General features: G+C 50.4%; 24 protein-coding genes and 1 pseudogene. 18 read left to right on the top strand and 7 right to left on the bottom strand.

Annotated features, from left to right (window positions below; all coding sequences use genetic code 11):
- Positions 1-87 precede the first annotated feature (87 nt).
- Positions 88-801 (bottom strand): Crp/Fnr family transcriptional regulator, encoded by a 714-nt coding sequence (locus BN3279_RS08045; protein ID WP_059050114.1) that lies wholly within the window; start codon positions 799-801, stop codon positions 88-90.
- Between the two features lie 322 nt (positions 802-1,123).
- Here BN3279_RS08045 and BN3279_RS08040 point away from each other — a divergent pair, with 322 nt between their 5' ends.
- Positions 1,124-1,579, top strand: coding sequence for a V4R domain-containing protein (locus BN3279_RS08040; protein WP_059050113.1), 456 nt, complete (start codon positions 1,124-1,126; stop codon positions 1,577-1,579).
- Positions 1,580-2,149: 570 nt separating this feature from the next.
- On the opposite strand, the gene abc-f is transcribed toward BN3279_RS08040, so the two are convergent.
- On the bottom strand, positions 2,150-3,988 hold the full coding sequence (gene abc-f, locus BN3279_RS08035) for a ribosomal protection-like ABC-F family protein (protein WP_082672980.1): 1,839 nt from the start codon (positions 3,986-3,988) through the stop codon (positions 2,150-2,152).
- A 555-nt stretch (positions 3,989-4,543) separates the two neighbouring features.
- Here abc-f and BN3279_RS08030 point away from each other — a divergent pair.
- The 4 genes from BN3279_RS08030 (at position 4,544) to BN3279_RS08015 (ending at position 7,510) form a co-directional block, all read left to right on the top strand.
- Entirely contained in the window at positions 4,544-5,392 is an 849-nt protein-coding gene (locus BN3279_RS08030) for an amino acid ABC transporter substrate-binding protein (protein WP_059050112.1), read from the top strand.
- A gap of 92 nt (positions 5,393-5,484) precedes the next feature.
- Positions 5,485-6,153 (top strand): ABC transporter permease subunit, encoded by a 669-nt coding sequence (locus BN3279_RS08025; RefSeq protein WP_059050111.1) that lies wholly within the window; start codon positions 5,485-5,487, stop codon positions 6,151-6,153.
- 12 nt (positions 6,154-6,165) lie between these two features.
- Entirely contained in the window at positions 6,166-6,921 is a 756-nt protein-coding gene (locus BN3279_RS08020; RefSeq protein WP_059050110.1) for an amino acid ABC transporter ATP-binding protein, read from the top strand.
- A gap of 121 nt (positions 6,922-7,042) precedes the next feature.
- Positions 7,043-7,510: a hypothetical protein gene (locus BN3279_RS08015; protein WP_082672979.1), complete on the top strand. Its 468-nt coding sequence runs from the start codon at positions 7,043-7,045 to the stop codon at positions 7,508-7,510.
- Between the two features lie 98 nt (positions 7,511-7,608).
- Here BN3279_RS08015 and BN3279_RS08010 read toward each other — a convergent pair whose 3' ends face one another.
- From BN3279_RS08010 to BN3279_RS08000, 3 genes are read right to left on the bottom strand one after another with little or no spacing between them, the layout of a single operon-like run.
- The gene (locus BN3279_RS08010; protein ID WP_059050108.1) at positions 7,609-8,562 is read right to left on the bottom strand and encodes a DUF4097 family beta strand repeat-containing protein; all 954 of its coding nucleotides are present in this window, start codon (positions 8,560-8,562) and stop codon (positions 7,609-7,611) included.
- Positions 8,549-9,184 carry an HAAS signaling domain-containing protein gene (locus BN3279_RS08005; protein ID WP_059050107.1) on the bottom strand — a complete coding sequence of 212 codons (636 nt, stop codon included), beginning with the start codon at positions 9,182-9,184 and terminating at the stop codon, positions 8,549-8,551. Before BN3279_RS08005 ends, BN3279_RS08010 begins: the two co-directional genes overlap by 14 nt.
- Entirely contained in the window at positions 9,181-9,507 is a 327-nt protein-coding gene (locus tag BN3279_RS08000) for a PadR family transcriptional regulator (RefSeq protein WP_059050106.1), read from the bottom strand. Before BN3279_RS08000 ends, BN3279_RS08005 begins: the two co-directional genes overlap by 4 nt.
- Positions 9,508-9,743: 236 nt before the next feature.
- On the opposite strand from BN3279_RS08000, the gene BN3279_RS07995 reads away from it, so the two are divergent.
- The 3 genes from BN3279_RS07995 to BN3279_RS07985 all read left to right on the top strand — a co-directional run bounded on the left by BN3279_RS07995 (position 9,744) and on the right by BN3279_RS07985 (position 12,275).
- On the top strand, positions 9,744-10,133 hold the full coding sequence (locus BN3279_RS07995) for a Fur family transcriptional regulator (RefSeq protein ID WP_059050105.1): 390 nt from the start codon (positions 9,744-9,746) through the stop codon (positions 10,131-10,133).
- Positions 10,115-10,876: a winged helix-turn-helix transcriptional regulator gene (locus BN3279_RS07990; protein WP_059050104.1), complete on the top strand. Its 762-nt coding sequence runs from the start codon at positions 10,115-10,117 to the stop codon at positions 10,874-10,876. The genes BN3279_RS07995 and BN3279_RS07990 overlap by 19 nt, the downstream gene beginning before the upstream one ends.
- A 148-nt stretch (positions 10,877-11,024) precedes the next feature.
- A complete protein-coding gene (locus BN3279_RS07985; protein ID WP_059050103.1) occupies positions 11,025-12,275 on the top strand; it encodes a methyl-accepting chemotaxis protein in 1,251 nt (416 codons plus the stop codon).
- Positions 12,276-12,401: 126 nt separating this feature from the next.
- On the opposite strand, the gene BN3279_RS07980 is transcribed toward BN3279_RS07985, so the two are convergent.
- Positions 12,402-13,133: an MBL fold metallo-hydrolase gene (locus BN3279_RS07980; RefSeq protein ID WP_059050102.1), complete on the bottom strand. Its 732-nt coding sequence runs from the start codon at positions 13,131-13,133 to the stop codon at positions 12,402-12,404.
- Between the two features lie 215 nt (positions 13,134-13,348).
- On the opposite strand from BN3279_RS07980, the gene BN3279_RS07975 reads away from it, so the two are divergent.
- The 7 genes and pseudogenes from BN3279_RS07975 (at position 13,349) to BN3279_RS07945 (ending at position 20,947) form a co-directional block, all read left to right on the top strand.
- Complete coding sequence (locus BN3279_RS07975; protein WP_059050101.1) at positions 13,349-13,885, top strand: TetR/AcrR family transcriptional regulator; 537 nt, start codon at positions 13,349-13,351, stop codon at positions 13,883-13,885.
- Between the two features lie 90 nt (positions 13,886-13,975).
- A complete protein-coding gene (locus tag BN3279_RS07970; protein WP_059050100.1) occupies positions 13,976-14,812 on the top strand; it encodes a uroporphyrinogen-III synthase in 837 nt (278 codons plus the stop codon).
- A 931-nt stretch (positions 14,813-15,743) separates the two neighbouring features.
- Positions 15,744-16,832, top strand: a pseudogene (locus tag BN3279_RS07965) (DEAD/DEAH box helicase); the annotation flags it as partial.
- A gap of 262 nt (positions 16,833-17,094) precedes the next feature.
- On the top strand, positions 17,095-18,033 hold the full coding sequence (locus BN3279_RS07960) for a M15 family metallopeptidase (protein WP_059050484.1): 939 nt from the start codon (positions 17,095-17,097) through the stop codon (positions 18,031-18,033).
- A 235-nt stretch (positions 18,034-18,268) separates the two neighbouring features.
- Complete coding sequence (locus BN3279_RS07955) at positions 18,269-19,129, top strand: ABC transporter ATP-binding protein (RefSeq protein WP_059050099.1); 861 nt, start codon at positions 18,269-18,271, stop codon at positions 19,127-19,129.
- 37 nt (positions 19,130-19,166) lie between these two features.
- Entirely contained in the window at positions 19,167-19,970 is an 804-nt protein-coding gene (locus BN3279_RS07950; protein ID WP_059050098.1) for a (2Fe-2S)-binding protein, read from the top strand.
- Between the two features lie 155 nt (positions 19,971-20,125).
- Positions 20,126-20,947, top strand: a complete 822-nt coding sequence (locus tag BN3279_RS07945) for a formate/nitrite transporter family protein (protein ID WP_059050097.1) — start codon at positions 20,126-20,128, stop codon at positions 20,945-20,947.
- 130 nt (positions 20,948-21,077) lie between these two features.
- Here BN3279_RS07945 and BN3279_RS07940 read toward each other — a convergent pair whose 3' ends face one another.
- The gene (locus BN3279_RS07940; RefSeq protein ID WP_059050096.1) at positions 21,078-21,398 is read right to left on the bottom strand and encodes a hypothetical protein; all 321 of its coding nucleotides are present in this window, start codon (positions 21,396-21,398) and stop codon (positions 21,078-21,080) included.
- A 205-nt stretch (positions 21,399-21,603) separates the two neighbouring features.
- Between BN3279_RS07940 and BN3279_RS07935 the strand changes: the two genes are divergently transcribed.
- The 3 genes from BN3279_RS07935 (at position 21,604) to BN3279_RS07925 (ending at position 25,226) form a co-directional block, all read left to right on the top strand.
- Entirely contained in the window at positions 21,604-22,824 is a 1,221-nt protein-coding gene (locus BN3279_RS07935) for an MFS transporter (RefSeq protein ID WP_059050095.1), read from the top strand.
- 60 nt (positions 22,825-22,884) lie between these two features.
- Positions 22,885-23,373, top strand: coding sequence for a GNAT family N-acetyltransferase (locus BN3279_RS07930; RefSeq protein WP_059050094.1), 489 nt, complete (start codon positions 22,885-22,887; stop codon positions 23,371-23,373).
- Positions 23,374-23,474: 101 nt separating this feature from the next.
- Positions 23,475-25,226, top strand: a complete 1,752-nt coding sequence (locus tag BN3279_RS07925) for a glutamine--tRNA ligase/YqeY domain fusion protein (RefSeq protein WP_059050093.1) — start codon at positions 23,475-23,477, stop codon at positions 25,224-25,226.
- Positions 25,227-25,256: the final 30 nt, after the last annotated feature.

Below are 25,256 nucleotides of genomic sequence, written 5' to 3'. Positions count from 1 at the left end.
AAACGGCGATGCAAGGGACACTATGTCCTTACATCGCCGTTTTGCTGTTATTTATGGCTGGTGATATGCTTGCACCTAGTCTGCCGTTTAGCCCTCCCCGGCCAAGCGGTGTAAGGCAGGCTCATCAAGGAGACGGAGCTCGCGACGCGCGACCGAGAGAATGCCACCTTCACTAAGCTGACGCAGCTTGCGGCTGAGCGTCTCCGGCGTAGCGCCAATCAGTCCGGCTAATTCTTTCTTGGACACAGGTAGCGTGAAGGCATCAGAGGTGGGAGCAGCTTTCTGGCGGAAGTACAGTAGCATCTTGGCCAGTCTGCGGTCAGCTTCCAATAGCGTCAGCACCGCGGCCCAAGCATCAGCTTCCTCCAATTGTGTACTGAGAGCGGTCATAAAGCGGGCGGACGTGTCCGGGTCCCGGCGTAAAATATCGAGAAAGTCGCCCCGATGTATCCGGCAAACTCCGGTAGTATCGGCAGCATAAGCACTGGCATAGTGTGGCTTCTCTTGCAAAAGAGCAAATTGCCCGAAGAAATCGCCAGGGAACAGTAGCCGAATAATATGCTCCTTGCCGTTGTCCTCCAGCTTGGTCAGCTTAATGATGCCTCGATTGACAACGTACAGCGATTCAGAACGATCTCCCTCCCGAAAAATCAGCTCTCCCTTGCGGTATTGGGCAGTCTGCATAACCGAATGAAGCAATTCTACCTCGCTGCTGCGTAGTCCGGTAAATACCGGGACATGGGCCAGGCATGAGGGGGTATTTTGATGAGTCGTATGGGTTTGGCAAGCACAGGCTTTCACGCTGTTCCCTCCTTCCGGGTTATCCAGGTTACGTTAATTTAACCCTATCAGTGGCTAGGACCCCTTCAGGTGATTTATATCACAAAACAAGTGTCCAATTCTTGATATGAGTCAAGATGGGGTGCAGCTCTATATAAGCTAACTCAAAAAATAAGCAGAACAAGCCAGCGGGAAAAATGATCCTGAGAACGATTATGGCATTCTGATAAGAAGGATATTACCGGTGAAGCTTGATTCAAATCAAGGCTCGTTCCAGAGAAGTATGGAAAAATGAACCTATCATATGATCCGGACTCATACGGACAGATAGGGGGAACTAACTATGAAGAGCTTCACATTTGAGGATTTGCGTCATATCGATCGGTCTACGCTTGGGGGTGAGGTACCGCTGGAACTGTTCCGGGCCATCCGGCTGATCGGAATGCAGCAGGGCTTGCCGATGGAGGGCAAGGGGACAACCGCTTCCATTGGCCGCAAGATTGGAGAAAACCTGCCCGTGAGTACGTTAGAGGAACTGCTTGCTTTATTTGCAGAGCTACGTATTGGACTACCACGTGTGGTGGAGCGCACCGAACGATTGATTACCATCGCCGTGGATGATTGTTTCTGCAAGGGACTTCCTCTGATTGAAGAGAAGAAAGTCTGTGATCTGGAAGGAGCCATCTTGGAAGGAGCACTGGGGCGCATTCTGAACCAGAAGGTCAGCGTGCGGGAGACCAAGTGTAATGTATGTGGGGATGAGCATTGCGAGTATGAAGTCCGAATCTACGCTCAGTAGATTCTGAGTTGGGTAGCACGGGCAGCAACCGTTATAAATGTGGTAAAAAAGTGTGTAAAAAAATGTGGCCAAAAGCGTGGTAACCAACTGTGTGAACCAAGTATCCAAGTGTGTGAACAAGTGAATAAACAAGTGAATAAACAAGTAAATAAACAAGTGTGTTAAACAAGCTACCGCTAGCCAGTGTGGGAAGATGCAGAAACGGCGAGTGTAAGTCCGTGCCGAGCGAGTATCAATCCGTACCAGATATGAATTAACGGGAAAAACTCCCTACAATTCGTATGGAATGGGACGTTTAGAGAACTTAACTGGAAATGCTCCCTATAAATCAGGCGAGTATCGGCATTTACGGCTGAAACAGGTAAATTAACATGATGATTTCCCGCTAAATGGAGAAAAATTGGGATTTTCGGAAAATTAGCTGGAGGATTTCTCGTTAGCTGGGGGATTACTAGCCCAGCTACGCTGGGGAAAAAAGAAGAAGGTGGCATCCAAAGCTATACACGCTTTGGGTGCCACCTTCTATGGGGTTGACTAGGGTGAGCGGGGGATGGAATCCGCTCGCCCTAGTCATCCAGCAGCGCTACGTACTGCGTAAGTAGCGCATCCACGCGGAGCTGCTGAGAGTTGCGAAGCTCCAGCAGCTCCGCGAGCCGCCTGGCCTGCGGTTCCAGGCGGCTCGCCGCTCTGCCTGGCCGGTTCGCTTCCGGCTCGGCCAGCCTCCTTCCGGGCCAGCTCAGCCCGGAAATCGTCGTACCCGCCCAGGGTGACGCTGAGGCGCCCGCCCTCCAGCGCCCAGACCTGACTTGCTACTTTGTTAATAAAGTAGCGGTCATGGGACACCGCCAGCAAGGTGCCGGGGTACTCCTCCAGCGCCTCCTCCAACGCTTCGCGGGCATCGATATCCAGATGGTTCGTCGGCTCGTCGAGCACCAGCAGATTGGGCTTCTGATGCATCAGTACAGCCAGACGCAGCCGGGTCCATTCGCCACCTGACAAGCGGCTGACCTTCTTGAATACGTCCGCGCCGTAGAACAGAAAGCGGGCCAATTGACCTCGAGCCTCGCCAGTCTCAATACCGATGTGGTCCCGGAAGAATTCCAGCACGGTCTCTTCGTGATTGGCAGGTGTGGCCTGTTGGGCCAGGTAACCGGGTTCCACACGGGAGCCTAACTGGACTTCGCCTTCCTGCGGGGGCTCGGTCCCCAGAATATTTTTTAAGAGCGTACTTTTCCCCGTTCCGTTATCTCCAATGAGCACAGCAGCATCGCCATAACGAAGGGTATGGGTTAACTCCCGGTACAGCCAGCGGCCACCTCTCTGATCACCCACCTCGCGCAGGACAATGGCGTCCTTGCCTGAGCGGTCTCCTTGCTGGAGTTGCAGGTCAATGCGCTGCCGCTCCAGAATGGGCTTCTTGAGCTTGGTCATACGATCCAACGCTTTTTGCATAGAAGCGGCCCGGCGGTGAAATCCAGCGTTCGGTGGATTGGAACGATTGCCCCATTCAATCAACTGCTTGATGGATTCCTGCATCTTTTTGATCTTCTTTTGCTGCTCCTGATAATCTGCGAATTGTTGCAGCAGCCGCTGCTCTTTCTCTTCCTTGTACGTACTGTAATTGCCGAAATAGGTGAAGGCTTCACCATCCTCAAGTTCAATGATTTTCTCAGTCACCGCATCCAGGAAAAATCGATCATGTGAGATGACCACCGTGGTCCCAGGAAAGCTGCGCACAAATCCCTCCAGCCATTCCGTAGCAGCCATGTCGAGGTGGTTGGTGGGTTCGTCAAGCAGCAACAAATCCGGAGTTCTTAGCAGCATAACCGCAAGGCCCACCTTCGTCTTCTCGCCGCCAGAAAGGGAGGCGAAGCCACGACCGAACTGCTCCTCTGTAATGCCAAGACCCCCGGCAATGCGCAGAATGGAGGCCTCCATTTCATACCCGCCACCACGCTCGAAGACTTCTTGCAGTGTGCCATATTGGCGCAAAAGTTCATCCAGCGAGAGAGAAGTTGAACCGGAAGCCCCACCAGGCTTAGCAGCCATCTCCCCGTTGTCTTCGCTGGGTTCAAGGGACAACCTGGACATTTCAGCTTCCAGTCGCTTCATCTCAGCCTGCACTTGGCGCAAATCGTCGTAGGCTCCAAGCAAAACATCATAGACGGTATCCTCTCGGCCATAATCCGGAATTTGTGCCAAAGTACCGATGCAGGCGTTCCTGCGGATATGAATTTGCCCTTGATCAGGCGGCTCGCTTCCCGCTAGTAGCTTCATCAGGGTCGTTTTACCCGTGCCATTACGGCCGATAAGGCCTACCCTCTCGCCACTTTTAATTTCAAATGTAACCTCATTTAGCACCAACTCGGCGCCATAATATTTCTGAACATGCTGACATTGGATCATCATGGATATATTCTCCTTCAATTCCCATGCCGTCCAGCCCGATCCTGTCGTTAGTTATAGACAAGCAAATGCCGACAGAGGCGGCGAATGCTCTTATGTGTCTATATAAAAATAAAGAAGGCAGCAGGAAATCCTGCTGCCTTCTTAGGTTCACGGACAGTGAAGTTTAAGGTAGGAGCGGCATTTCGCAATTTGTTATGGATATCGAGTTTGTAAAAATGGACAGACTTCTCCCGTGATGGGCTGTCACATGAACAATGCCAAACATTGCCAGCGGCAGTTGGCTCAATCGATTCCACACAAATTTGCGATCCACACTCCTCACCTCCTTCACAAATAGTTAGTTTGATTATAGTAGCTAAGGGTAGAGAAAGCAAGCCATCGGGAATAGGGCTGGGCCGTTCAGCGGGGCTATGTCCATTTTGTGAAGGAGCTTCTTAAATTCGACAAAAAAATCCAGAAAAAGGGATTGACGAGTATGGATGCAAAGTGTAATATTCAACTATCCCGAGTTAAATTGTAGGGAATAAAGAGTAGAGATGAAGGGGATGGATGTACATGAAAAAATGGAGTTTACTGGTGTTAACGCTGGCGCTGACGGTTTTGGTCGCGGCTTGCGGCAACAATACAAATAGCGATGCGACATCCGGCCAAGGGGCCAATACAGACAAAGCAAATAACGGAGGCAATACGGCGGCTGCTACAAATCTGCTGGAATCAGTTAAAGCCAGCGGCAAGCTGCGGGTAGGTACGGAAGGAACCTATGCCCCATTCACGTACCATGACAAGGATGGGAAGCTGACAGGCTTCGATGTGGAAATTGCCGAGGAAGTGGCCAAGCGTCTTGGTGTGGAGGCTGAGTTTATTGAGACGCCTTGGGATGGTATCTTCGCCGGTCTGGATGCCAAGCGATTCGACACAGTGTTCAATCAAGTAACCATTCGTGATGACCGTAAAGAGAAATATGATTTCTCTGATCCTTATATCGTATCCCGGGCTGTGCTGATCGTAAACGACGACAATGAGGAGATCAAGGCATTTGCCGATCTTAAAGGGAAGAAAGCCGGTCAATCCTTAACCAGTAATCTGAGTGATATTGCCAGAGAGAACGGGGCGGAGATTGAAGCGACAGAAGGCTTTAATCAAGCCATTGACCTACTATTGTCCAAACGAATCGATGCGACCGTCAATGACGGGTTATCGTTCTTCGACTTGAAGAAGCAAAGACCTGATGTGAAGCTGAAGATCGTGGATGAGCTGCCGGATGCGGCAGAAAGTGCGGCGTTGTTCAATAAAGGCAACGAAGAACTCATTGAGGCAGTTAATCAGGCGCTGGCGGACATCAAGAGCGATGGCAAATATCTGGAGATTTCCGAGAAATACTTCGGAGAGGATGTTTCCAAGTAAAGAGCGGCACAAAGTTAAAATAGAAACAAGCTCAACATGAATTAGAAGCGGCCAGTTTGGGGGCCGCTTCTATATGGAAAAGGATGCTTACGATGGATGAAAGAATCTGGAACATTATCGTAGATTCATTTTGGCCGCTTCTGCGAGCAGGGGTTGCCTTTACAGTTCCGCTGACCCTGATTTCCTTTGCGCTTGGCTTGCTGCTGGCGGTGTTGACTGCACTTGCCCGGCTGTCAGCCTTATGGCCGCTGAGGCAGATTGCGAAGTTTTATGTTTGGATTATTCGCGGAACGCCGCTATTGGTGCAATTGTTCGTCATTTTTTACGGACTGCCCTCCTTGGGAGTGACCTTGAACCCGTTCCCGGCAGCGGTGATCGGGTTTACACTGAGCGTAGGCGCGTATGGATCGGAAATCGTACGCGCGGCTATCTTGTCCATTCATGCCGGACAATGGGAAGCTGCCTATTCGGTGGGAATGACCCGTATGCAGGCCTTGCGCCGCATCATTTTGCCACAAGCCTCCAGGGTATCCGTGCCACCGCTTGCCAATTCCTTCATCAGTCTCGTTAAGGATACGTCACTCGCGGCGACGATTACGTATACGGAAATGTTCCGCACAGCACAGCAGATTACGGCTACCACTTACGAGCCGCTGGTTGTATATGTGGAGGCGGGGCTGATCTATCTTTTCTTCAGTAGCCTGCTCTCCGCACTGCAAAATGTTTTGGAGAAACGGCTGGACCGTTTTTCCGCCCGATAAGGAGGGACTTATATGATACAGGTGAGTGGTCTGCACAAATCATTTGGAGCACAGGATGTGCTCAAGGACGTTGACCTGCAAATTGACCCAGGCAAGGTGCTGGTCATTATCGGCCCTTCCGGCTCGGGAAAGACAACATTGCTGCGCTGCCTGAACCTGCTGGAGACGCCAGATGGAGGCTGCATTCAGATTGGTGACATCAGTCTGTCCTTTGGCCAAGGTGTGAAGCACAAGCAAAGTGAAATTTTGGCTCTTCGCAAGAAATCGGGCATGGTGTTCCAAGCCTATTATCTGTTTCCGCATATGACCGCTTTGCAAAATGTGATGGAGGCCCAGGTTCAGGTGCAGAAGAAGAGCAAAGCGGAGGCTCGCTTACGTGCCGAGGACTTGCTTGACAAGGTGGGGCTGGGTGACCGCAAGGACTTCTACCCACACCAGTTATCCGGTGGACAACAACAGCGGGTAGGTATCGCCCGGGCCATGGCGGTTAGTCCCGAATTGCTGCTCTTTGATGAACCGACCTCTGCGCTTGATCCCGAACTGGTTGGGGAAGTGCTGAAGGTGATGAAGGAGTTAGCCCGCGAAGGCCGTACCATGGTGGTAGTGACCCATGAGATGAAGTTTGCGGCTGAAGTGGCGGACCGGGTCGTTATGATGGACGACGGGAAGATTATCGAGTCCGGCACTCCTGAACGGGTACTTGCGCACCCCTCCAGTGAACGGGCGCGCGCCTTCCTGAACCGGATCGCCCAGAAGGATCTGATCTGAGTTTTATTCGGGCCAGCAGTGTCCGCTTGCTTGCTTTTGCTTTCAGCGCTGCTGCTCTATAATAATGACAGAGGAAATGACGTCGAGGCCTCGTATTCTTACTCAAAGCAAGGGGAGTTACGTGAACAGAAGGAAAGCACGGCAAATTATTCGCGAGCTGCTCGACCGTTCGGACGCCGAGGTTGTAGTTCGCTTGCATAACCATTACCCCGGACCACGCATGATTGGTGGCAAGTATAGCATGGGGGATCGTTCAGTAACGATGTACCTTGGGGAAGTAAGGAAACAATGTCGGTTGTTATTTGGTTCCGCCGAAGGGTGGAGAACGTTCTTTGCCATCGTGTTTGCCCATGAACTCGGGCATGCCAGAGACCCGGAGCTTCCGGCGCTATGTGAGCGGCTGGACTCTTGCGAGAGTGAACGAGAGCGTAGCGAGACTGCATTGCGGATTGAAGAGAATGCCTGGAATTATGCACGAACCTTGATTCCGGATATCGATCCGGGAATGCTGGAACGAGTTATCGATAATTCGCTGCTGGCATACCGGCAAGCGGTGGCTGATAAGCTAGAGGGATCACTCGAAGTATAGAAGTGAATTGATCCTAGGCCAAGACAAAGAACAAACAAGCGAGAGACGGGAGTGAAGTTGCTACTCCCAAGCTCTCGCTTGTTTTCATTACCTAGGTTCTATTTAATTCGAATATTGCCAGCAAGTGACCGCACCTTGATGATATCTTCGGTTTGTCGCAATGACTCAGGTGCGGTGATCTCACCCGCTCCGGTTTGCAAGTCATACCAGCCTTTAAACGCCGCATCTGTCGACAGCCTGATCCCACCAAACTGAGCGGAGATATCCAGATTGTCTGCCCTTTGATTGTTAAGCGTTATATTTCCTGAGGTGGTCTTCAAGACACCATCGCCGGTGAAGTTATCTAAATCAATATTGCCAGCCCCCGTGCTAGCTCGGATCATGCCCGCCATATCCCGGGCAGAAATGTTACCTTGCATCGTCTCAGCCGTCAGGGCGCCTTGCAGCGTATCCACCTGGATGCGTCCGGAACGGACCTTAATCTCCATATCTCCCGTGATTTGCTTGGTCGTGATGTTGCCTGCCTCGCTTGTCAAATGCAAACGCTGAGCAGTGATGGCTTCAGCCTTCAAGTTGCCGCTGGAGGTGGATAACGTGATGGTGTCTGCCCGTAAGTTTCGAAACTGTCCATTAGCTGCATGTGCTGAATAGCTGATGTTTTGGAGTGAGTCTGAACCTGCAAGTGCCACCGTAATCTGTTGCCGCGTGGATTGAAAGTTAAGGGAGAGAAAGCTCCCTTTCGGCGAATGCTGTAGCGTGAGTTGCAGGGAATCCCCCGAGAGGTCGGTGTCATTCAAGTGATCAATGATTTCTTGATCCATGTTACCACTAATTTCGACATAGCTGGTCCCGTCCGGGCTATCAATGAACTGTACGTCCACACTGTAAGAACTGTCGATAGACAGGTTCTTGAGTTGTCCCTGTTCAAAGGTCCATCTTTGCTGATGGGTGGGAAGGGTATCACCAAAGTCGAATTTTTGCCAGGCCATTCCTACAAATCCGACGAGAATGAGCCCCAGACCTATCAGTAACCATTTCTTATTGCTGTTCATGTCCAGCATCTCCTTTCACCAAGCGCTTGTTCCATTTGAAATAGGAGACGCTCAGGGCGAGCATAGTCTTGAGTAGCATACGGGCAGGAAGAGATATAAGAATGCCCAAGCCCACCATTGTCACCGAAGCAAAGAGCTTGCCCCAATGGAAATTGTCATGCACCGCGTATTCCAGGCCCACCAGAAGCGGACTCAGGATGAAGCTCAAGGTGGCGAGCCCCAGGCTCACAACCAAGCACCAAAGGGTTAATAAAAAGGGGAGTCCCACAATATTCAAGAAGAACAGCCCTATATAGACGAGCGCCTGAGTGAAGGGATTTCGCCGGGCAATCGGGATAGGGCGGTTCGACATTCCCGTAGCGCTGCTTGCTTGCTGTTCACTGGTCTGGTTGGGCCCGCCATACCAATATATAGGTTCATCAGGAACATAACGGTTACCCAATGCTTCCTTAGCCAACTCAGCCGGATCACCTAACTCGGCAACGATTTCTTCCTCAGATCTGCCGCTTTGAAGCCCGAAGGCAAAATGATTTTGATAATCCTCCAGCAGTTCTTGTTGTTCTTCTGGCGGAAGAGGGGACAAGTGGACTCTGAGGAGTGCTAAAAACTCACTTCTATTCATATCGTGCTTCCTTTCTCAATTAGGGTTGATACGTTATGCACAAATTGTCTCCACTCCACCACTAGTTTCTTGGTATGAGCCTCGCCTGTGGCCGTAATCTTGTAATACTTGCGTGGAGGGCCGCCCGTTGATTCTTGTAAATAAGTAGTACAGAAGCCTTCGGCCACCAGTCTTCGAAGCAGTGGATATAGCGCACCTTCGGCGACTTCGATATGCTTCGAGACGGACTGGGCCAGTTCATAACCATACCTGTCTTGCTCGCGAATCAGTACCAGGACGCAAAGCTCCAAGGCGCCCTTCTTAAACTGAATGCTGATATCCAAGGTTGCTCCGCCCCCATATTGTTTATTAAATACTGCCTTAATATTTTAGAACTCATGTAACCGAGGTACTGAATAATAATTAATACCGTGTGTATACAGTAACACACACTACTGATCAATGCAAGGTAGTGAAAATTAAACGTTAGCTGACCATTTGACCCAGGGTTGTTCCGTTGACTTACTCTGAAATAAGACTTATACTAATTCTAAAAATAAAAACAAGGATTTGATCATATATGAAATCATTAAATCTTACGACCCAGCGTCAAGCTGTGTACGATGTAGTTCGCAATGCCAACGACCATCCGACTGCTGCGGAAGTGATGAACCGTCTGGTAGAGAAGGGTTATAATTTTGCCTACGGAACTGTATACAATTCGCTGCGTTATTTAACGGATAAAGAAATGATTCGCGAGCTTAAGCTGGGGGAAGCCGCCAGCCGTTATGATGCGAAGCTGGATGACCATCAGCATATCCTGTGCGAGGTGTGCGGACGGGTGGATGAGGTAATGAGTGGCTTGCCGCCGGAATGGAGCAGTACCGTTGCTAAAGAAACCGGGTATGAAGTCCATCATGCCCATGTCGTATTCGGGGGGGTGTGCCCGGCATGTCAGCAGAAGAGATAACATCAGAAGAAGAACAGGTAGAAGGAAGAATGGCTTGCCCGATTACCCAACGGGTTATTCTGATCAGCCCGTTCCCCCGTGACGTTCATGAACTTGTGCGGGACTTGTCGGAGGAGTGCTTTGATGTATTGGTGTTCCATCACTGGGAACAAGGCCTGCGCAACTCGCTGCACGCCGATCTATTGATCTTTGACGTGACCTCCTGCCGGGAGGGCGAAGAGATTGAGACGCTGGCGTCGTTAACAGAGCAAGAGACGGGTGGAATTCCCTCGTTGTTGTTAGTTCACGAGAAGATGCTATCCTCCTTGGGCCAAGGATTGACCAATCAGGAGCTGCTGGTCTGGCCTGCTCGCCCGAAGGAAGCGGTGTATCATGTCCAGCGGATTATACGGGCACATGGAACTCTTCCCCGGCCTGTCGCTTCCCAGCTTCTCCCCGGTACTTCCCCGGCTATCTTTAAGGACCTGTGGGTAGACCGGAAGAAAATGTCTGTCTACCGGAGTGGTGCCCGAATCGAGCTCACGAAGACGGAATACGAGCTATTGGTGAAGCTGCTGGAGCAAGAAGGAGCCGTCCTGACGCGGGAAGAGCTACTCGCAGAGGTGTGGGGAACTTCCTTCCTTGGCGGAAGCAACGTGGTTGACGTGCATATTAAGAGTCTGCGCAAGAAGCTGGGAGATAATGCGGCACGACCGATGTACATTACTACCGTTCGGGGCGTCGGATATCGACTAGCCGATTAATTTACCCAAGATCAGTTTGACCAGATATACAGCCGCTTTTCCTTTAGGGAGGGCGGCTGTTTTGCATATTTCAAACCAGAGAAGGAACGAGTATAATTAGGAAGATAGACCTACTAAATATTTCTAATAGAGAAGGGATCAGAAGACGATGAACAAGCGTGTAAGGCTGTCTCTGTTATCAACAACGGTTATTGCCGCTCTTATTCCATGCATCTTGGATTTGCTGTTGAACGGCGAAGTGGGAGGAACCTGGTTCCTGATTGCTGGAATATCCATCGTACTTGCCGCTGTGGCGGCATCGGTGAATATTTGGTTGGTGGTTGTGCCGCTGGATCGATTAGGCGAGACGACAAAGAAGATCAGTGAAGGCGATTTGACAAGACGAGTGGATTATTTACAGCGCAGAGATGAGATCGGAACGTTGGCTAATCAGGTTCAGCGTATGGTGGACAACCTCCATGACATGATCACAAGCGTCCAAAATACAACAAATCAAGTTACGCTATCAGCCGGTCAACTCTCTGCCGGGGCGGGACAAACCACGAAGGCGATTGAGCATGTGACGGTGGCCATTCAGGAGATGGCTACCGGCAGCGACCAGCAGCTGCAGCGGGTAGAGAATGGTGCGGGCGGTGTGGAAGATATGTCGCGTCAGGTCGTGACGATGTCAGAACAGATTCGGGCCGTGACCGAGACGATGGAGCAAACGACAGGGGTAGCTGAAGAAGGTAACAGCTCGGTGCTTAGCGTAGTGGAGAAGATCGAGCATATTCAGCAGACGGTTGAACAATTGGGTTCCGTTATTCAAACGCTGGGTGAACACACCGACAACATTGGCAATATTGTTGAGGTCATTACAGGAATCGCTCAGCAGACGAATCTGCTCGCCCTGAATGCTTCCATTGAAGCCGCCAGAGCAGGTGAAGAAGGCCGGGGCTTTGCCGTTGTTGCCTCTGAAGTGCGCAAGTTGGCCGAAGGCTCCGAGCAGTCCGCTCAGCAAATCGCCGATTTGGTAGAAGGCATTCAGACGGAGATGCAGCGCGCTGTCGCTTCGATGGAGGAAGCCAAACAAGGTGTTTATGACGGCATCCTGGCTGTCGACACGTCCGGGCGCTCGTTCTCCCGTATTCGCAAGGCCGTTCGTGGAGCAGCGGTTAAGATGGAAGACGTGGCTAAGGCGGCTGCCGAACTGGCTGTTGGAGCCGGTAAAGTTACGGATTCGATTAAGGACATTCGTTCCATCTCGGAAGAAACGGCTGGCAATACACAGACCATTTCGGCCGCCGCCGAGGAGCAGCTTGCCTCTATAGAGGAAATAGCCTCTTCCTCTACAGACCTGTCGCGTATGGCGGCTGATTTGAAGGAATTGGCCAGTAAATTCAAGGTTCACCAATCATAGGTGAATAAGATGGTTACATGAAATAAATAAAGTATTAAGCTTCCGGTGCTCCTGGTTCTCCAGGAGCACCGGAAGCTTGCTTATAAAGTAACTTACCCAACAGTATCAGCGTATCAGACAGATCTATTATGATTGTCCGTTAAACGGAGACAATTCCTTATCCGCTCTTTTAATTGCAGCTTCCATTAGATGTTGTGGCTCAAGTGCCAAATTTCCATGACCAGGTGCTATCAGTGAAGGTTTCAATTCTAACAGTTTGCGGGCGGTCTCAATACTTGTTCTTTTGTCCCAGGTTGATAGAGCCGGAAAAGGAAATAACAGTCTCATCTGTCCGGCAATGGCTAAACCTCCCCGAGTTTGAAAAGCATCCCCCACAATTAATGATCTATTTCGAGTATCCATAAAAGCCATTTGTCCTGGTGTATGCCCGGGGGCTGCAATCGAAACCAGGGAACCAATTATATCCCCTTCCTTCAATAATATATCTGGCTTGGCCTTCATTGGTCCAGGTTTTGCTAGTCCACCTCGAATCGGAACGTTAGCCTCGCCTTCAACGAGCGATTTGTCCCCGGCAAGTAACTTGGCTTCGCGCTCTGACAGGTACAATTGCACTTCTGGTAGCAGCCATTTCAAATGATCAACGGCACCCACATGATCGACATGGGTGTGGGTCAACAAAATGCGAGTTATAGGCTTGCCGATCCGCCTTGCGGCCTTAACTATATCTTTTGCATTTATGGGCCAGCCAGCATCTACTAACGTTAAACTATCTTGTTCTTCCACCAAGTAACAGTTTACCGGAAATACATAGGGTAAATGAGTCAGTTGAACAAGATGTTGATGACGAATAAATCTCATGCCTTTCTCTCCTCCACGGCTGATCATTTAAGGTAAACTTTTAATCTAAGCAGGTCCTTAAACGACGGCCCTCTTTTTTGCCCGCTCATCATGTAGCGACATACTTTCAAGAGTTGTATTATTAACATAGCTTGTTTGTGAACCAAGTATATGGCAACTAATCAGAGGGGATCAATACAGGATTTCTGAAATGTTACAGAAAAGGAGATATTGTAATGTCCCATGGATCTCTTGACTTAAAGAAGCAAAAGACAACGGACTTGTTCTATGTTGCGTTAATGGATCTGATGAGAACTAAAAACTTGAATTCAATATCGATTACGGAGCTGTGTAAGAAGGCTGGCGTATCCCGGATGACATTTTACAGATATTATGACATTCTCGAAGATGTGATTTTAGAGTATATTGATCAAATATTTAACAACTACTTCGAGTTAGTTGCAAAAACAGATTCAATCAATAATTACAATATCACCCGCTTGTTCTTTAAGCGCTTCAGGGAAGAGAAGACATTAATTGTTAACTTAATGAACTCAAATGTATCCCAGATATTGCTTGAGAAATGCAACAACTATTTATTCACGTTAACGAGCAGAATTGTCGGAGAAAAGTTGTATGAGAAGCAGAAGGAAAATTATATTGTCAAGTTTATAGTAGGCGGTTTTTTTAACACATTAATCGAATGGACTTTAAATGATATGAACGAAAGCGACGAGTATATGGCCGACATTCTTTATCAATTTTGCGATTAAAGTGGCGGTTTGTATTATTACTTCAAATAGGATTTTTCTGTCTTATGTCGAATAACATACTCGGAGTATACCTTGCTTAGGAGGCACGATATGGCACGGAGACTGGAAGGGAAAAGAATTGCACTCACAGGTCCGCGCCGGGCGGAAGAATTGGGCAAGCTGGTGGAGAATATGGGCGGTATTCCGTTATACCGACCTGCCCAAGGAACGGTGCTGCTGGATGATGAGGATTTGCGCAGCGGGCTTGTTCATTGGATTCAGCATCCCCCGGAATGGTCGATTTTCACGACAGGCATGGGGCTGGAAGCGATATTCAGCATGGCAGAGAATATGGGGGTTGCCCAGCAACTGTGGGACCACCTGCGAGCCTGCTCTATTGCGGCGCGGGGTTATAAGACCGTCAACGCCTTGAAGAAACGGCAACTACTTCCCATCGTTCGTGACGATGATGGCAGTACGGAGGGCTTGATTCGTGGCTTAGCGGAGCACCAGTTGCAGGATCAGGAAGTTCTGCTGCAATTGCATGGCGATCCCGCTCCGCGGCTGGTAGCCTGGCTGGAGGAACAGGGGGCGGTGTGTCGGCAGATTTTGCCTTACCGTCATATTGCGCCAGCGGACGAGCAACTGACGCAGTTACTTGCCGACCTCATTGGTGGACAAGTGGATGCGGTCACGTTCACCAGCGCCCCGCAGGTGCGCTTTCTTATGGAGCACGCCGAGAAGCAAGGTCAACTGAACGAACTGCTGGCTGCACTTGAGGGGCCGGTATTGCCTGTGGCGGTTGGTCGAATTACAGCCATGGGCCTCTATGAAGCAGGAGTGCCACGCGTCCTTGCGCCCAAGGAGGAACGCATGGGCAGCATGATGGTGGAACTGGCCCGTTATTATGCGGGAGAAGCCCAGCCGCTTATGCGTACGCCTGGCTAGAGCGTGATTGAGCACCTTGAGGGCGGAAGCTTGAGATCAATTGCTGGCGGGGGTGGAATTGTTCTTGGCTTTGCAGCCTTGCGTGGTACCCCCTCGGGCGGTACTCCCTTGAGCGATACCTTCCCTACACCCTAGCCTTGTGCTTTAACCTAATGAACTAACCTTGAAGGGTTTTTGCACATGTTTGGGAAATAGACCCACTAATCTGTGGGTTTGGACGGGTTTTCGATAATTAGCGGGAAATTCTCCCGCTAATTTGCGCAAATTTGCTATTATTTCATATTTAGATGGAAAACCTCCATATAAATCAGTGTGTTTGGCCCATTTGTGATGCTTGGGGCAAAATTATATGGAGGAATTCCTGCTAATTGCCTCTAATGGTGAAATAAATAGAATTTAACTGGAGGATTTCCTGTTAAATAAGGGATTTCCTGCTGTTCTAAACTTAAACGTGCGCTCCGCTACTTTCCTCGAAAGATTCTTTTTTTAAAGCCTATCTTCAAAAGCCTATCTTTAAAAGCTTCTTCTTCAAAAGTTTCTCCTCAGAGGGCTTATTCATAAAAGGTCATAATCGAAGGTTATATTGAAAGCCTATATCTAAAGCCTATCCTAAGTTCGGCGTTTTGAAAAAGGCACTCCGGAGACTGTACTTGGGAGCTGCAACTTAACTTTTGGGACAGGCTAGAAGGTTAAGGAAGTCGGGCAAGTCTGGTTGAAGACGCGTGCGCTGGTTCACAGAACTTCCAGAACTCTTTCAAATCTCGAATTATGCATCCATCCGTAACTGATTGCCCTTGGGTGCGCCGTAACTCTTTTGAAACTTGGAAGGGTTCTGTTACAATAAGAGGGCCATTTCCTTAAATAAAAATATTGAGTGGACAAACACGAATTGAGATAGGTTGAGGTGAACTTGTTGACAACTTTTGAGAACATGGGTCTGTCGCCAGCCGTATTGGGTAAGCTGCAAGGGCAAGGCATTACGACGCCAACTCCGGTTCAGGAGGCATCGATTCCGGTGCTGCTATCCGGAGAAGATGTAATTGTACAGGCGCAGACCGGGACAGGCAAGACACTTGCCTTTTTGCTTCCCATTCTGGAGAAGATTCGTCCCGACCGGACTGACGCGCAGGCGCTAATTATTACGCCGACTCGCGAACTGGCCATTCAGATTACAGCAGAGGCTCGTAAGCTGGCGGGGGCCCTTGAAGGGTTGTCCGTTCTGGCTGCTTACGGCGGTCAGGATGTGGAGCGCCAACTTCGCAAGCTGAAGAATGGAACGCAATTGGTCATCGGCACGCCGGGTCGGCTGCTGGATCATTTGCGCCGTGGCTCGCTGACGCTGGGCTCGGTCCGCATGCTGGTGCTTGATGAAGCAGATTTGATGCTCCATATGGGCTTCCTGAAGGAAGTGGAAGAAATTATTTCACTCGTTCCCCGCAGTCGGCAGACGATGTTGTTCTCGGCGACGATGCCAGACAATGTAAAGCGGCTGGCGCGAGCTTATATGAAGCAGCCGCGTGACATCCGTATAACGGAGACAGCGCGGGTGACGCTAGACAGCATTCGCCAGGTTCTGGTGGAATGCACGGATCGCACCAAGCAGGCTGCGTTACTGGAGATGATTCGCAAGGATCGTCCTTATCTGGCGGTGATTTTCTGCCGGACGAAGCGCCGCGCTAGCACGCTGAACGAAGCGCTCCAGGGCGAGGGATTCCAGTCCGCCGAGCTGCATGGTGACTTGTCGCAGGCGAAGCGCGAGCAAGTGATGCGCGCCTTCCGCGACGCGAAGCTGGAGCTGCTGGTAGCCACGGACGTGGCGGCGCGCGGGATTGACGTGGAGGGTGTGACCCACGTGTTCAATTACGATATTCCGCACGATGTAGACAGCTACATTCATCGCATCGGGCGGACGGGCCGCGCGGGAGAAAGCGGCGTGGCGGTGACGTTTGCAGCGCCGAAGGATGTTGAGGAGCTGCGCCTGATCGAGCGGGGCATCGGCCGCAAGCTGGAGCGCCTGCAAGTAGGGAAGCCGGGCGCAGGCGATGGTGGCGAGGGGCGCCGGGGAAGATAACCCGGCGCAGCGCGGTTGCCTGCGGGAGCGTGAGCCTTGGGCCCTGACGCTGCTGGCCTGGGGGCCAGCCCGAAGGGGCCGGAGCATACGCTCCCGCATTTTACCATGCAACATCCTGGACGGGGATCGCCGTCTAAGGGATGTAGAGCACAACAAGAACCGGTCACCCCTGACCGAAGAAATAGGGGCGGCCGTCAGGGAGGAACGACAAATGCATAGCAGGAAGAAAAGTACGTTTGCCGCTGTGGTCGTACTTATGCTCCTTACCGTGATATGGATTGCAGGCTGTGGCGACAAGCAAGCTGAATTACCGCCGACACCAAATGAGAATGGGGCCAATGTATCCGGTGAGAATCAAGGAACACCAGAGAACGGCAGTAACGCGGAAGGATCAGATCAGACGGGAACCGACGACGGAGATCAGGCCGAGGCTCCAAATGACGCTGGGGAAGAGGAGCCAACCTCGGACGGTGCTACGGGACAAGAGCCAGGGCAGGATGGTGCCGGGGACGTTAGTGGCAATACTGGCAATGATGCAGGTCCTGATCAAGCGGCGGCAGCCGACCCGCAGAGCGTGGCCGTACTGATTAACAAGCAATTGGCACTGCCGGAGGACTATGAACCGAAGGATTTGGTCTATCCCGATGTGCGCTTTACGTTCAAGGAGAAAATCGAGAAGCGTATGATGCGCAAGGAAGCTGCTGCTGCTCTTGAGGAGCTGTTCGCGGGAGCGGAGAAAGATGGCATTTATTTGGCCGGGGTATCCGCCTATCGTTCCCACAAGACGCAGACGGCATTGTTTAACCGCTATGTGGCCAAGGATGGCGAGGAATTGGCCAAGACCTATAGCGCTGTGCCTGGCCACAGTGAGCATGAGACGGGCCTGGCTATTGATGTTTCCGGCAGCGATGGCAAGTGTGCGGCAGAAAGCTGCTTCGGGGATACCAAAGAAGCGGCCTGGCTAGCCGATCATGCGGTGGACTACGGCTTTATCATTCGTTATCCAGAGGGCAAGGAGAGCATTACGGGCTACAAATATGAACCATGGCATCTTCGCTACGTCGGTAAGGAAATATCTACCGATATCGGTGAGCATGACATTACGCTGGAAGAGTATTACGAGGCGGTTCCGGTGTCCGGACAGCCTTAATCTCTTCGGTCTGTACATGAACATCATAATAGCAGAAGGTGGGAAAGGAAGGCTTGGCAGATGACAACGGTCTTCCTTTCTTTTTTATATTCCATAGGAACAAGGCCTTGAACCTGGCAAAATAACGGTTGACATATGATAATGATTATCAGTATCTTTAGTTGTAGATGAAAAAATAGATTGCACTTGAGTTGTTTATTAGCTATATAGCCGTATTACGGAAAGGAAGAGTGGTATGGGTTCCTTAAAGACTTCCCATTTAGATATTGCTTATGAAGATCGTCTGATTGTTAAGGATTTAAATATTTCTATCCCGCAAGGTAAAATTACTGCACTGGTAGGGGCCAATGGCTCGGGAAAATCAACGGTGCTGAAGACGATGGCCCGGATTCTGAATCCCAAATCAGGCAGCGTGCTGCTTAATGGGAAATCCATTCATAAGCAGTCGACAAGGGAGGTCGCCAAGCAACTGGCGATTCTTCCGCAGAATCCTACAGCTCCGGAAGGGTTGACGGTCTATGAGCTGGTGTCTTACGGCCGATTCCCTCACCAGAAAGGGTTTGGGGGATTGAAGGCTGAAGATCGTCAAGTGGTAGAATGGGCGATTGAAGCTACCCGCATGGAAGAGTTTAGCGACCGTGCTCTGGAGCAGCTATCCGGTGGGCAACGGCAACGGGCCTGGATTGCAATGGCGTTGGCGCAGGAGACGAGTATCCTGTTCCTTGACGAGCCCACAACCTTCCTGGATATGGCGCATCAGTTAGAGGTTCTGCAACTGTTGGAAGAATTAAATGCCGATTCCGGCCGTACCATCGTGATGGTGGTGCATGATTTGAACCATGCGGCCCGCTATGCTCATTATATGATTGCCATCAAGCAAGGGCAGGCCGTCGCTTCAGGAAGTCCGGAGGAGGTCGTTACTTCTCCTGTGTTGCGGGATGTGTTCGGCATCGAGGCGGATATCGTGACTGACCCACGTAGCGGCGTGCCGCTGTGTCTTCCTTATGAGTTGTACCGTGCAGCTACCGGGGGCAAGGTGCGCAAGAGTAATAACGACGGTCCCGAGATGCCGCCAGTCGCGGCCTCTGCTCAATAGATGTGGCATTTGGCGATAAGCGGCAGGAGGGAAGATCATGCAGGTTGAGGCTCAGATGCTGGAGCAACAACTAGGAATTGTAATGAAGGAACGTACAGATGCGCTGTTCACCATTCCGGCGGCTATTTTGCTGGATCGTGAGCAGCTTGCTGCTTTTCTGGAATTTTATCAACAGCAGATCAAGGGTCGTGACTTGCAGGTAGCAGCAACATATTTTGCTTCCAGTTGGCGAGTGGTATGCGCGGCGCTGCACTATGCACTGGCAGTAGCTCCCGGCAAGTTCAGGTTCTCACTGGACCAGCTTACTGTCCAAATCGTTATGGTGAACCAGTTCCCTTGGGTTTATTATGTCATGAACGGGGAAGCGGGTGAGCCTTGGCCGCTTCGGAAGCATCAGGGTGCCGAGGAGCTTGAGCTTACAGGCTTCTACGATGAGGTGCTACGGCCCGTGTTTGAGCAGCTTGCTGCTGTCTCAGGCTTACCCGTAACGCAGCTATGGGGGCAATTGCCACTTGGGGTGCGGTATTATGTCCAGGCGCTCTCTGGCCAGCTAGAGAGCACCGAGCAGCGTTCCCGGCTACTGGCCAAATTCGAGCTTGGCAAGCAATTGCCGGGAGCGAGCTTTGGCCTGAAGCGCAATCCCTATCTTATTAAAGAGATCAAACTGGATGATCCTTACCGACCAGGGGGGCAGACAACCATGAAGCCAACATGCTGTCTTGCCTACCGGACCGAAGGGGATCACGGCTATTGCTATGGCTGTCCCAAGCTATCCAAGACGGAGCGTGAGGCCAAGCGCCAGAGCATTGTTGAGAGATTGGCAGCAGCGAAAGCGACGTAAGCGCGCAGCTTCCCTAGGGAGGCGGCGCTTTTTTTCTGCCAATGCTTTCTGGAAGCGAGATTGTGATTTATGTTACTTATCCAGAAAAACTGGCGGGCTACAATAGATTGGACAGAAAGAATCGAAACTTTTAAATGGATAAAGGAGATTGGATCATGGCGTATTATAAACCTGCGCAAATTGCTGAAATTACCGTAGAGAACGGGATCAAGAAGGCGCATAACCCGCTGTTGACCGTGCTTATTCTTGGCTTTCTGGGCGGCGCATTTATTGCTCTCGGCTTTTTGCTTGATATTCGCGTCATCAGCAATACCCCGGCAGAGTGGGGGAGTATGGCCAACTTTGTGGGGGCAGCGGTGTTCCCGGTTGGGTTGGTACTTGTCCTGCTGGCAGGAGGAGAACTGCTCACAGGCAATATGATGGCTGTGCCGCTTGCCAGGATGGCGAAGCGGATTACGACCTTAGAAATGTTCAAGAACCTGGTGCTTATCACACTCAGTAACTTTGCAGGTGCTTTGTTCGTTGCTTATTTCTTCGGCCATGTTGTTGGCTTGACCGCAGAAGGACCTTACCTGGAGAAATTGGTCGATATGGTGGCTCATAAGCTGGATGATGGTTTCCTGCAAGCCTTTATTTCCGGTATCGGATGTAACTGGCTGGTTGCTTTAGCCGTATGGCTGTCTTATGGTGCTGATAATATGAGTGGAAAAATCATGGGCATCTGGTTCCCGACGATGGCTTTCGTAGCTATTGGGTTCCAGCACGTCGTGGCCAATATGTTCTTGATTCCTGCAGCAATCTTTGAGGGCTATTATTCCTGGGGCGACTACTTCCGTAATTTCGTTCCGGTATGGCTTGGTAACCTGACCGGAGGAGCGATCTTTGTAGCGGGAGCGTACTGGGCTTCTTATTTGAAGGATAAAGGACATGCGCAGGCTGCTGGACAATCAACCGAGTCGGCATCTATCGGCAAATAACCTATCTGATCCGACTGGATTATAGAATTTACTTTTGGCAAAAACAGCGCAAGCTCCCTGGCCGATTTTGGTGGGAAGCTTGCGCTGTTTGTCTCGTAAATCAGGCTCTTGGAGCCTGAAAATAATTTGATTATCGCATAGGCCGATATTTCTGTTCCAGGTTTTGCACGTAGGATTTGGCATCAGCCAGTGACATCCCGGTAGCCACTCTGACTTCCTTGATAGCCCGGATTGTTTGATTCTCCATAATAAGGGCATGAAGCTTTTGTTCCAAGTCGGGGTTAATGGCTGAAGTAATGGACGAGGGCGCATATGCATTTCCGGTAGTGCCCGATTGCCACTTCAGCGAGCTTAATTCCTCTTTGAGCGAATTCAACTTGCTTTCCAAACTAGATAAACGAATCCACAGCACAACAACAAGTAGGATAGCTACAATTCCAACATACTCCATAACAGCTTTCAACCTCCAATATTCCAGTTCATTATTTAATATCTACCTTAGCATGTTATAACTGTATGGTAACAGGAACTAATGTCATGGCACCGTAGTCACATACGTTATTGGCGATGAATGTACTTGCCTGCTCTGTCGTTTTAAGCGATACTATTCTAATCTGTCTTATATACTGACGTTGATACAGAAGGGAGTGGATAACATGAAATGGCTGCAATCCTATCCACGTGAAGTCAAAATTTTTCTGGTTGCCAGCTTGATTAGCTCGGCCGGGGGCTCATTGATGTGGCCTTTGGTGACGATGTTTGTATTCAAAGTGCTCGGTCGCACCGTTACGGATGCTGGTCTGGTTATTTTGGTCATGTCCGTTGGCGGGATCGCTGGACAACTGCTGGGCGGTGCGCTGTACCACCGTTTGGGGGTGAAGCGACTGATCGTGGGCGGCATCGGCTTCAATGCGCTGTTTCTGTCGCTCCTGCCCTACGGAAGTGGACATTGGCATCTCTTCATGCTGCTGATGCTGCTGGTAGGCTTCTTTAATGCCACCTCAATGCCGGCTATTCAGGCATTTATCGGCTTCCGCTTTGCCGAGCGTCGCGGAGAACTATTCAACGTAATCTATGTTGCCAACAATATCGGCGTTGCTCTGGGGACGGCCATGAGTGGCTTCCTGGCGCAAATTTCCTATAATCTGAGCTTTGTGTTGAACGGCCTGACTTCGGCGGCATTTGCTGTTTTCTTCTGGATTTATTTGAACAAAGTTCAAAAAGATGAGGGCGAATTGCATGTGCAAAAACGCAAAAATACCGTTGAGGGCGAAAGCGTTAAGAAATTGCTACGCCGTTACCCCGTTTATCTGTTTATGGGAGTCGGCTCGTTTTTCCTATGGCTAGGCAATTGCATCTGGAATAATGGTGTATCACCATTTACGATATCCCAGGGGATGCCGGAATGGAATTATAGTATATTATGGACATTAAATGGAGTATTGATTTTCTTGGGACAACCGTTCATTCTGTGGGTAAAACGGGTGTTTGCCGGCTCTGCTCAAGCGCAGATGACGGTCAGTGCCTTATTCTATATGATGGGTTATGCCACCATTCTCGGTTTTCATAATTACCCCAGCATGATTGCAGGGATGATCTTTGCGACTTTTGGAGAAATGTTGATCTCTCCGGCTATTCCGGCCTTTGTATCTGATCGGACAGGCAAGGCGGCGCCATTTTACCTTGGAGTGGTTGGAGGGATGGGAGCAGCGGGCCGTGTAGTTGGTCCCTATGCTATGGGCATGCTATTCGACTGGAACGGACTGATTCCGGTGGCATGGCTGGCCGTCGGCATTGCTGGATTATCTGCGTTGTCCTTCCTGATTCATGCTGTGATGAACCGGGATGATGATCAGCCAGCCAGTCTCACCTCCTGACCTTGGCTCATGAGAATCGTAAGCATATCTATTTGAAGTTAGTTAGAGGGGGTTGATCGGATGAAGCACGAATTCAGTACGCGACTGTCAGAGATGCGTGATGCGGGGGCGCTTATGGACATCGACAAGCTAACTTGGGATCGCCATAATACGCCCGCCGAAGTATTAAGTTGGAATTCGCGCGAGCATTATTTGAAGAACTGTCCTCCTGGCAGTCAGATTGTAGCTTGTCTGGGAGAACAGATATGCGGATATATTGGCTTTAAATCCCCTACCTCGTTACCCAGCAATCGGCATGTGCTTGATTTGAATATCGCTATTCATCCGGCTTACCAGCGACAGGGCCTGGGTCGTCTTCTGATGAATGCCTTTCTTGATTGGGCGGCTGCGCAGGGTGTAAGCAAGCTGTCACTCCGCGTATTGTCCAGCAACCCAGGGGCGATTGCTTTTTACGAGAGTTGTGGGTTTACCGAGCAGGGCCGGTTGATTGAGGAGTTTCTCATTCAGGGGCAGTATGTGGATGATGTTCTGATGTGGCGAAGAGTATAGGCAGCCAGGCATTGAACTATTGGAAATATATCGGTATATTTAGAAGAAGAAAAATCGGGGAAGCATAAACCAATATTTATTGTACGCAGGTTTGAACTTCTATGAATAGAAAGGTGATACCCGTGGAGAACAAATTTACTCCTCCCAATTTCATTAAGAACATCATTTCGGAAGATTTGAAGAGCGGGAAGGTCAAGACGGTCGTAACCCGCTTTCCGCCGGAGCCTAATGGCTATTTGCATGTGGGACATGCCAAGGCAATCTGGATTAACTTTGCGCTGGCCGATGAATTCGGTGGCCGCACCCATCTGCGCTTTGACGATACAAATCCGGTCAAGGAGGACGTAGAATACGTTAACTCCATCAAGGAAGACGTCAAGTGGCTTGGCTTCGAATGGGAAGAGCTTCGCTTCGCTTCCGACTATTTCGAGGAAATGTACCATCGCGCTACCGTATTGATTAAGAAAGGCAAAGCTTACGTCGACGACTTGAGTGCTGAACAAATTCGTGAACTGCGCGGAACGTTGACCGAGCCAGGTAAGAACAGCCCTTACCGCGACCGCTCTGTTGAAGAGAATCTGGACTTGTTCGAGCGGATGCGGGCAGGGGAATTCAAGAACGGAGAGAAGGTGCTTCGGGCCAAGATTGATATGGCATCGCCGAACATCAATTTCCGCGACCCTGTCATTTACCGGATCGTTCATGCGTCCCATCACAACACCGGGGACAAATGGTGTATTTATCCTATGTATACCTTTGCCCATCCGCTGGAGGATGCTATTGAGGGCGTGACGCATTCGCTTTGCTCTACGGAGTTTGAAGATCAGCGTCCATTCTACGACTGGACTATTGCCGAGACGGAGATGCCTAACGTATCCCACCAATATGAATTTGGACGACTTAACCTGACACAAACAGTGACCAGTAAGCGCAAGCTGAAGAAGCTGGTGGACGAGGAGATTGTGGACGGCTGGGACGATCCGCGTATGCCAACAATATCCGGGTTGCGCCGCCGTGGCTACACGCCGGAATCGATCAGATCGTTCGTGTATGAGACCGGAATTTCCAAGGCTTACGGTAGTATTGATGTGAAGATGCTGGAGCATTTCATCCGCGAAGATTTGAAGATGAAGGCCCCGCGCACGATGGCGGTGCTTGACCCGCTTAAGGTTGTCATCACCAACTATCCAGAAGGCCAAACGGAAATGCTGGAGGCCGAAAATAACAGTGAAAATCCTGAGATGGGGAATCGTCAAATTCCCTTCTCGCGCGAGATTTATATTGAGCGGGAGGACTTCATGGAGAACCCGCCAAATAAGTATTTCCGCTTGTTCCCAGGGAATGAAGTACGCTTGAAGCATGCTTATTTCATTAAGTGTAATGAGGTTATCAAGGACGAGCAGGGCGAGGTGGTGGAAATTCACTGCACCTATGACCCGGAAACAAAGAGTGGCAGCGGCTTTACCGGGCGTAAAGTGAAAGGAACGATTCACTGGGTGGAAGCGAGCCAGGCGGTACCGGCTGAATTCCGTCTCTTCGAGCCTTTAATTCTGGAAGAAGAAGAGGTTGAGGGAGTAGCGCTTGACGAATCGCCAGAAGGCTTGCTTGATGTCACCGAAGCACCACTGGATGAATCAGTGGAGGAGAAAACATTCCTTGATCTGATTAATCCGAATTCGCTGATCATTGCCCAAGGCTTTGTAGAGCCAGGAATGAAGGACGCCGAGCCGCAAGATAAGTTCCAATTTTTCCGTCATGGTTATTTCAATGTGGATACCAAATATTCCGCACCGGGGCATCTGGTGTTTAACCGTATTGTATCGCTTAAGAGCTCGTTCCAATTACCTAAATAAATCGAGTCGAACTTTAAAAAAGGGCCCTTC

It is taken from the genome of Paenibacillus senegalimassiliensis (genome assembly GCF_001486585.1).
GTDB classification, from domain to species: Bacteria; Bacillota; Bacilli; order Paenibacillales; family Paenibacillaceae; genus Fontibacillus; species Fontibacillus senegalimassiliensis.
The sequence above is the reverse complement of the archived record's forward strand: the minus strand, read 5'-3'. Positions and strand labels throughout refer to the sequence as shown.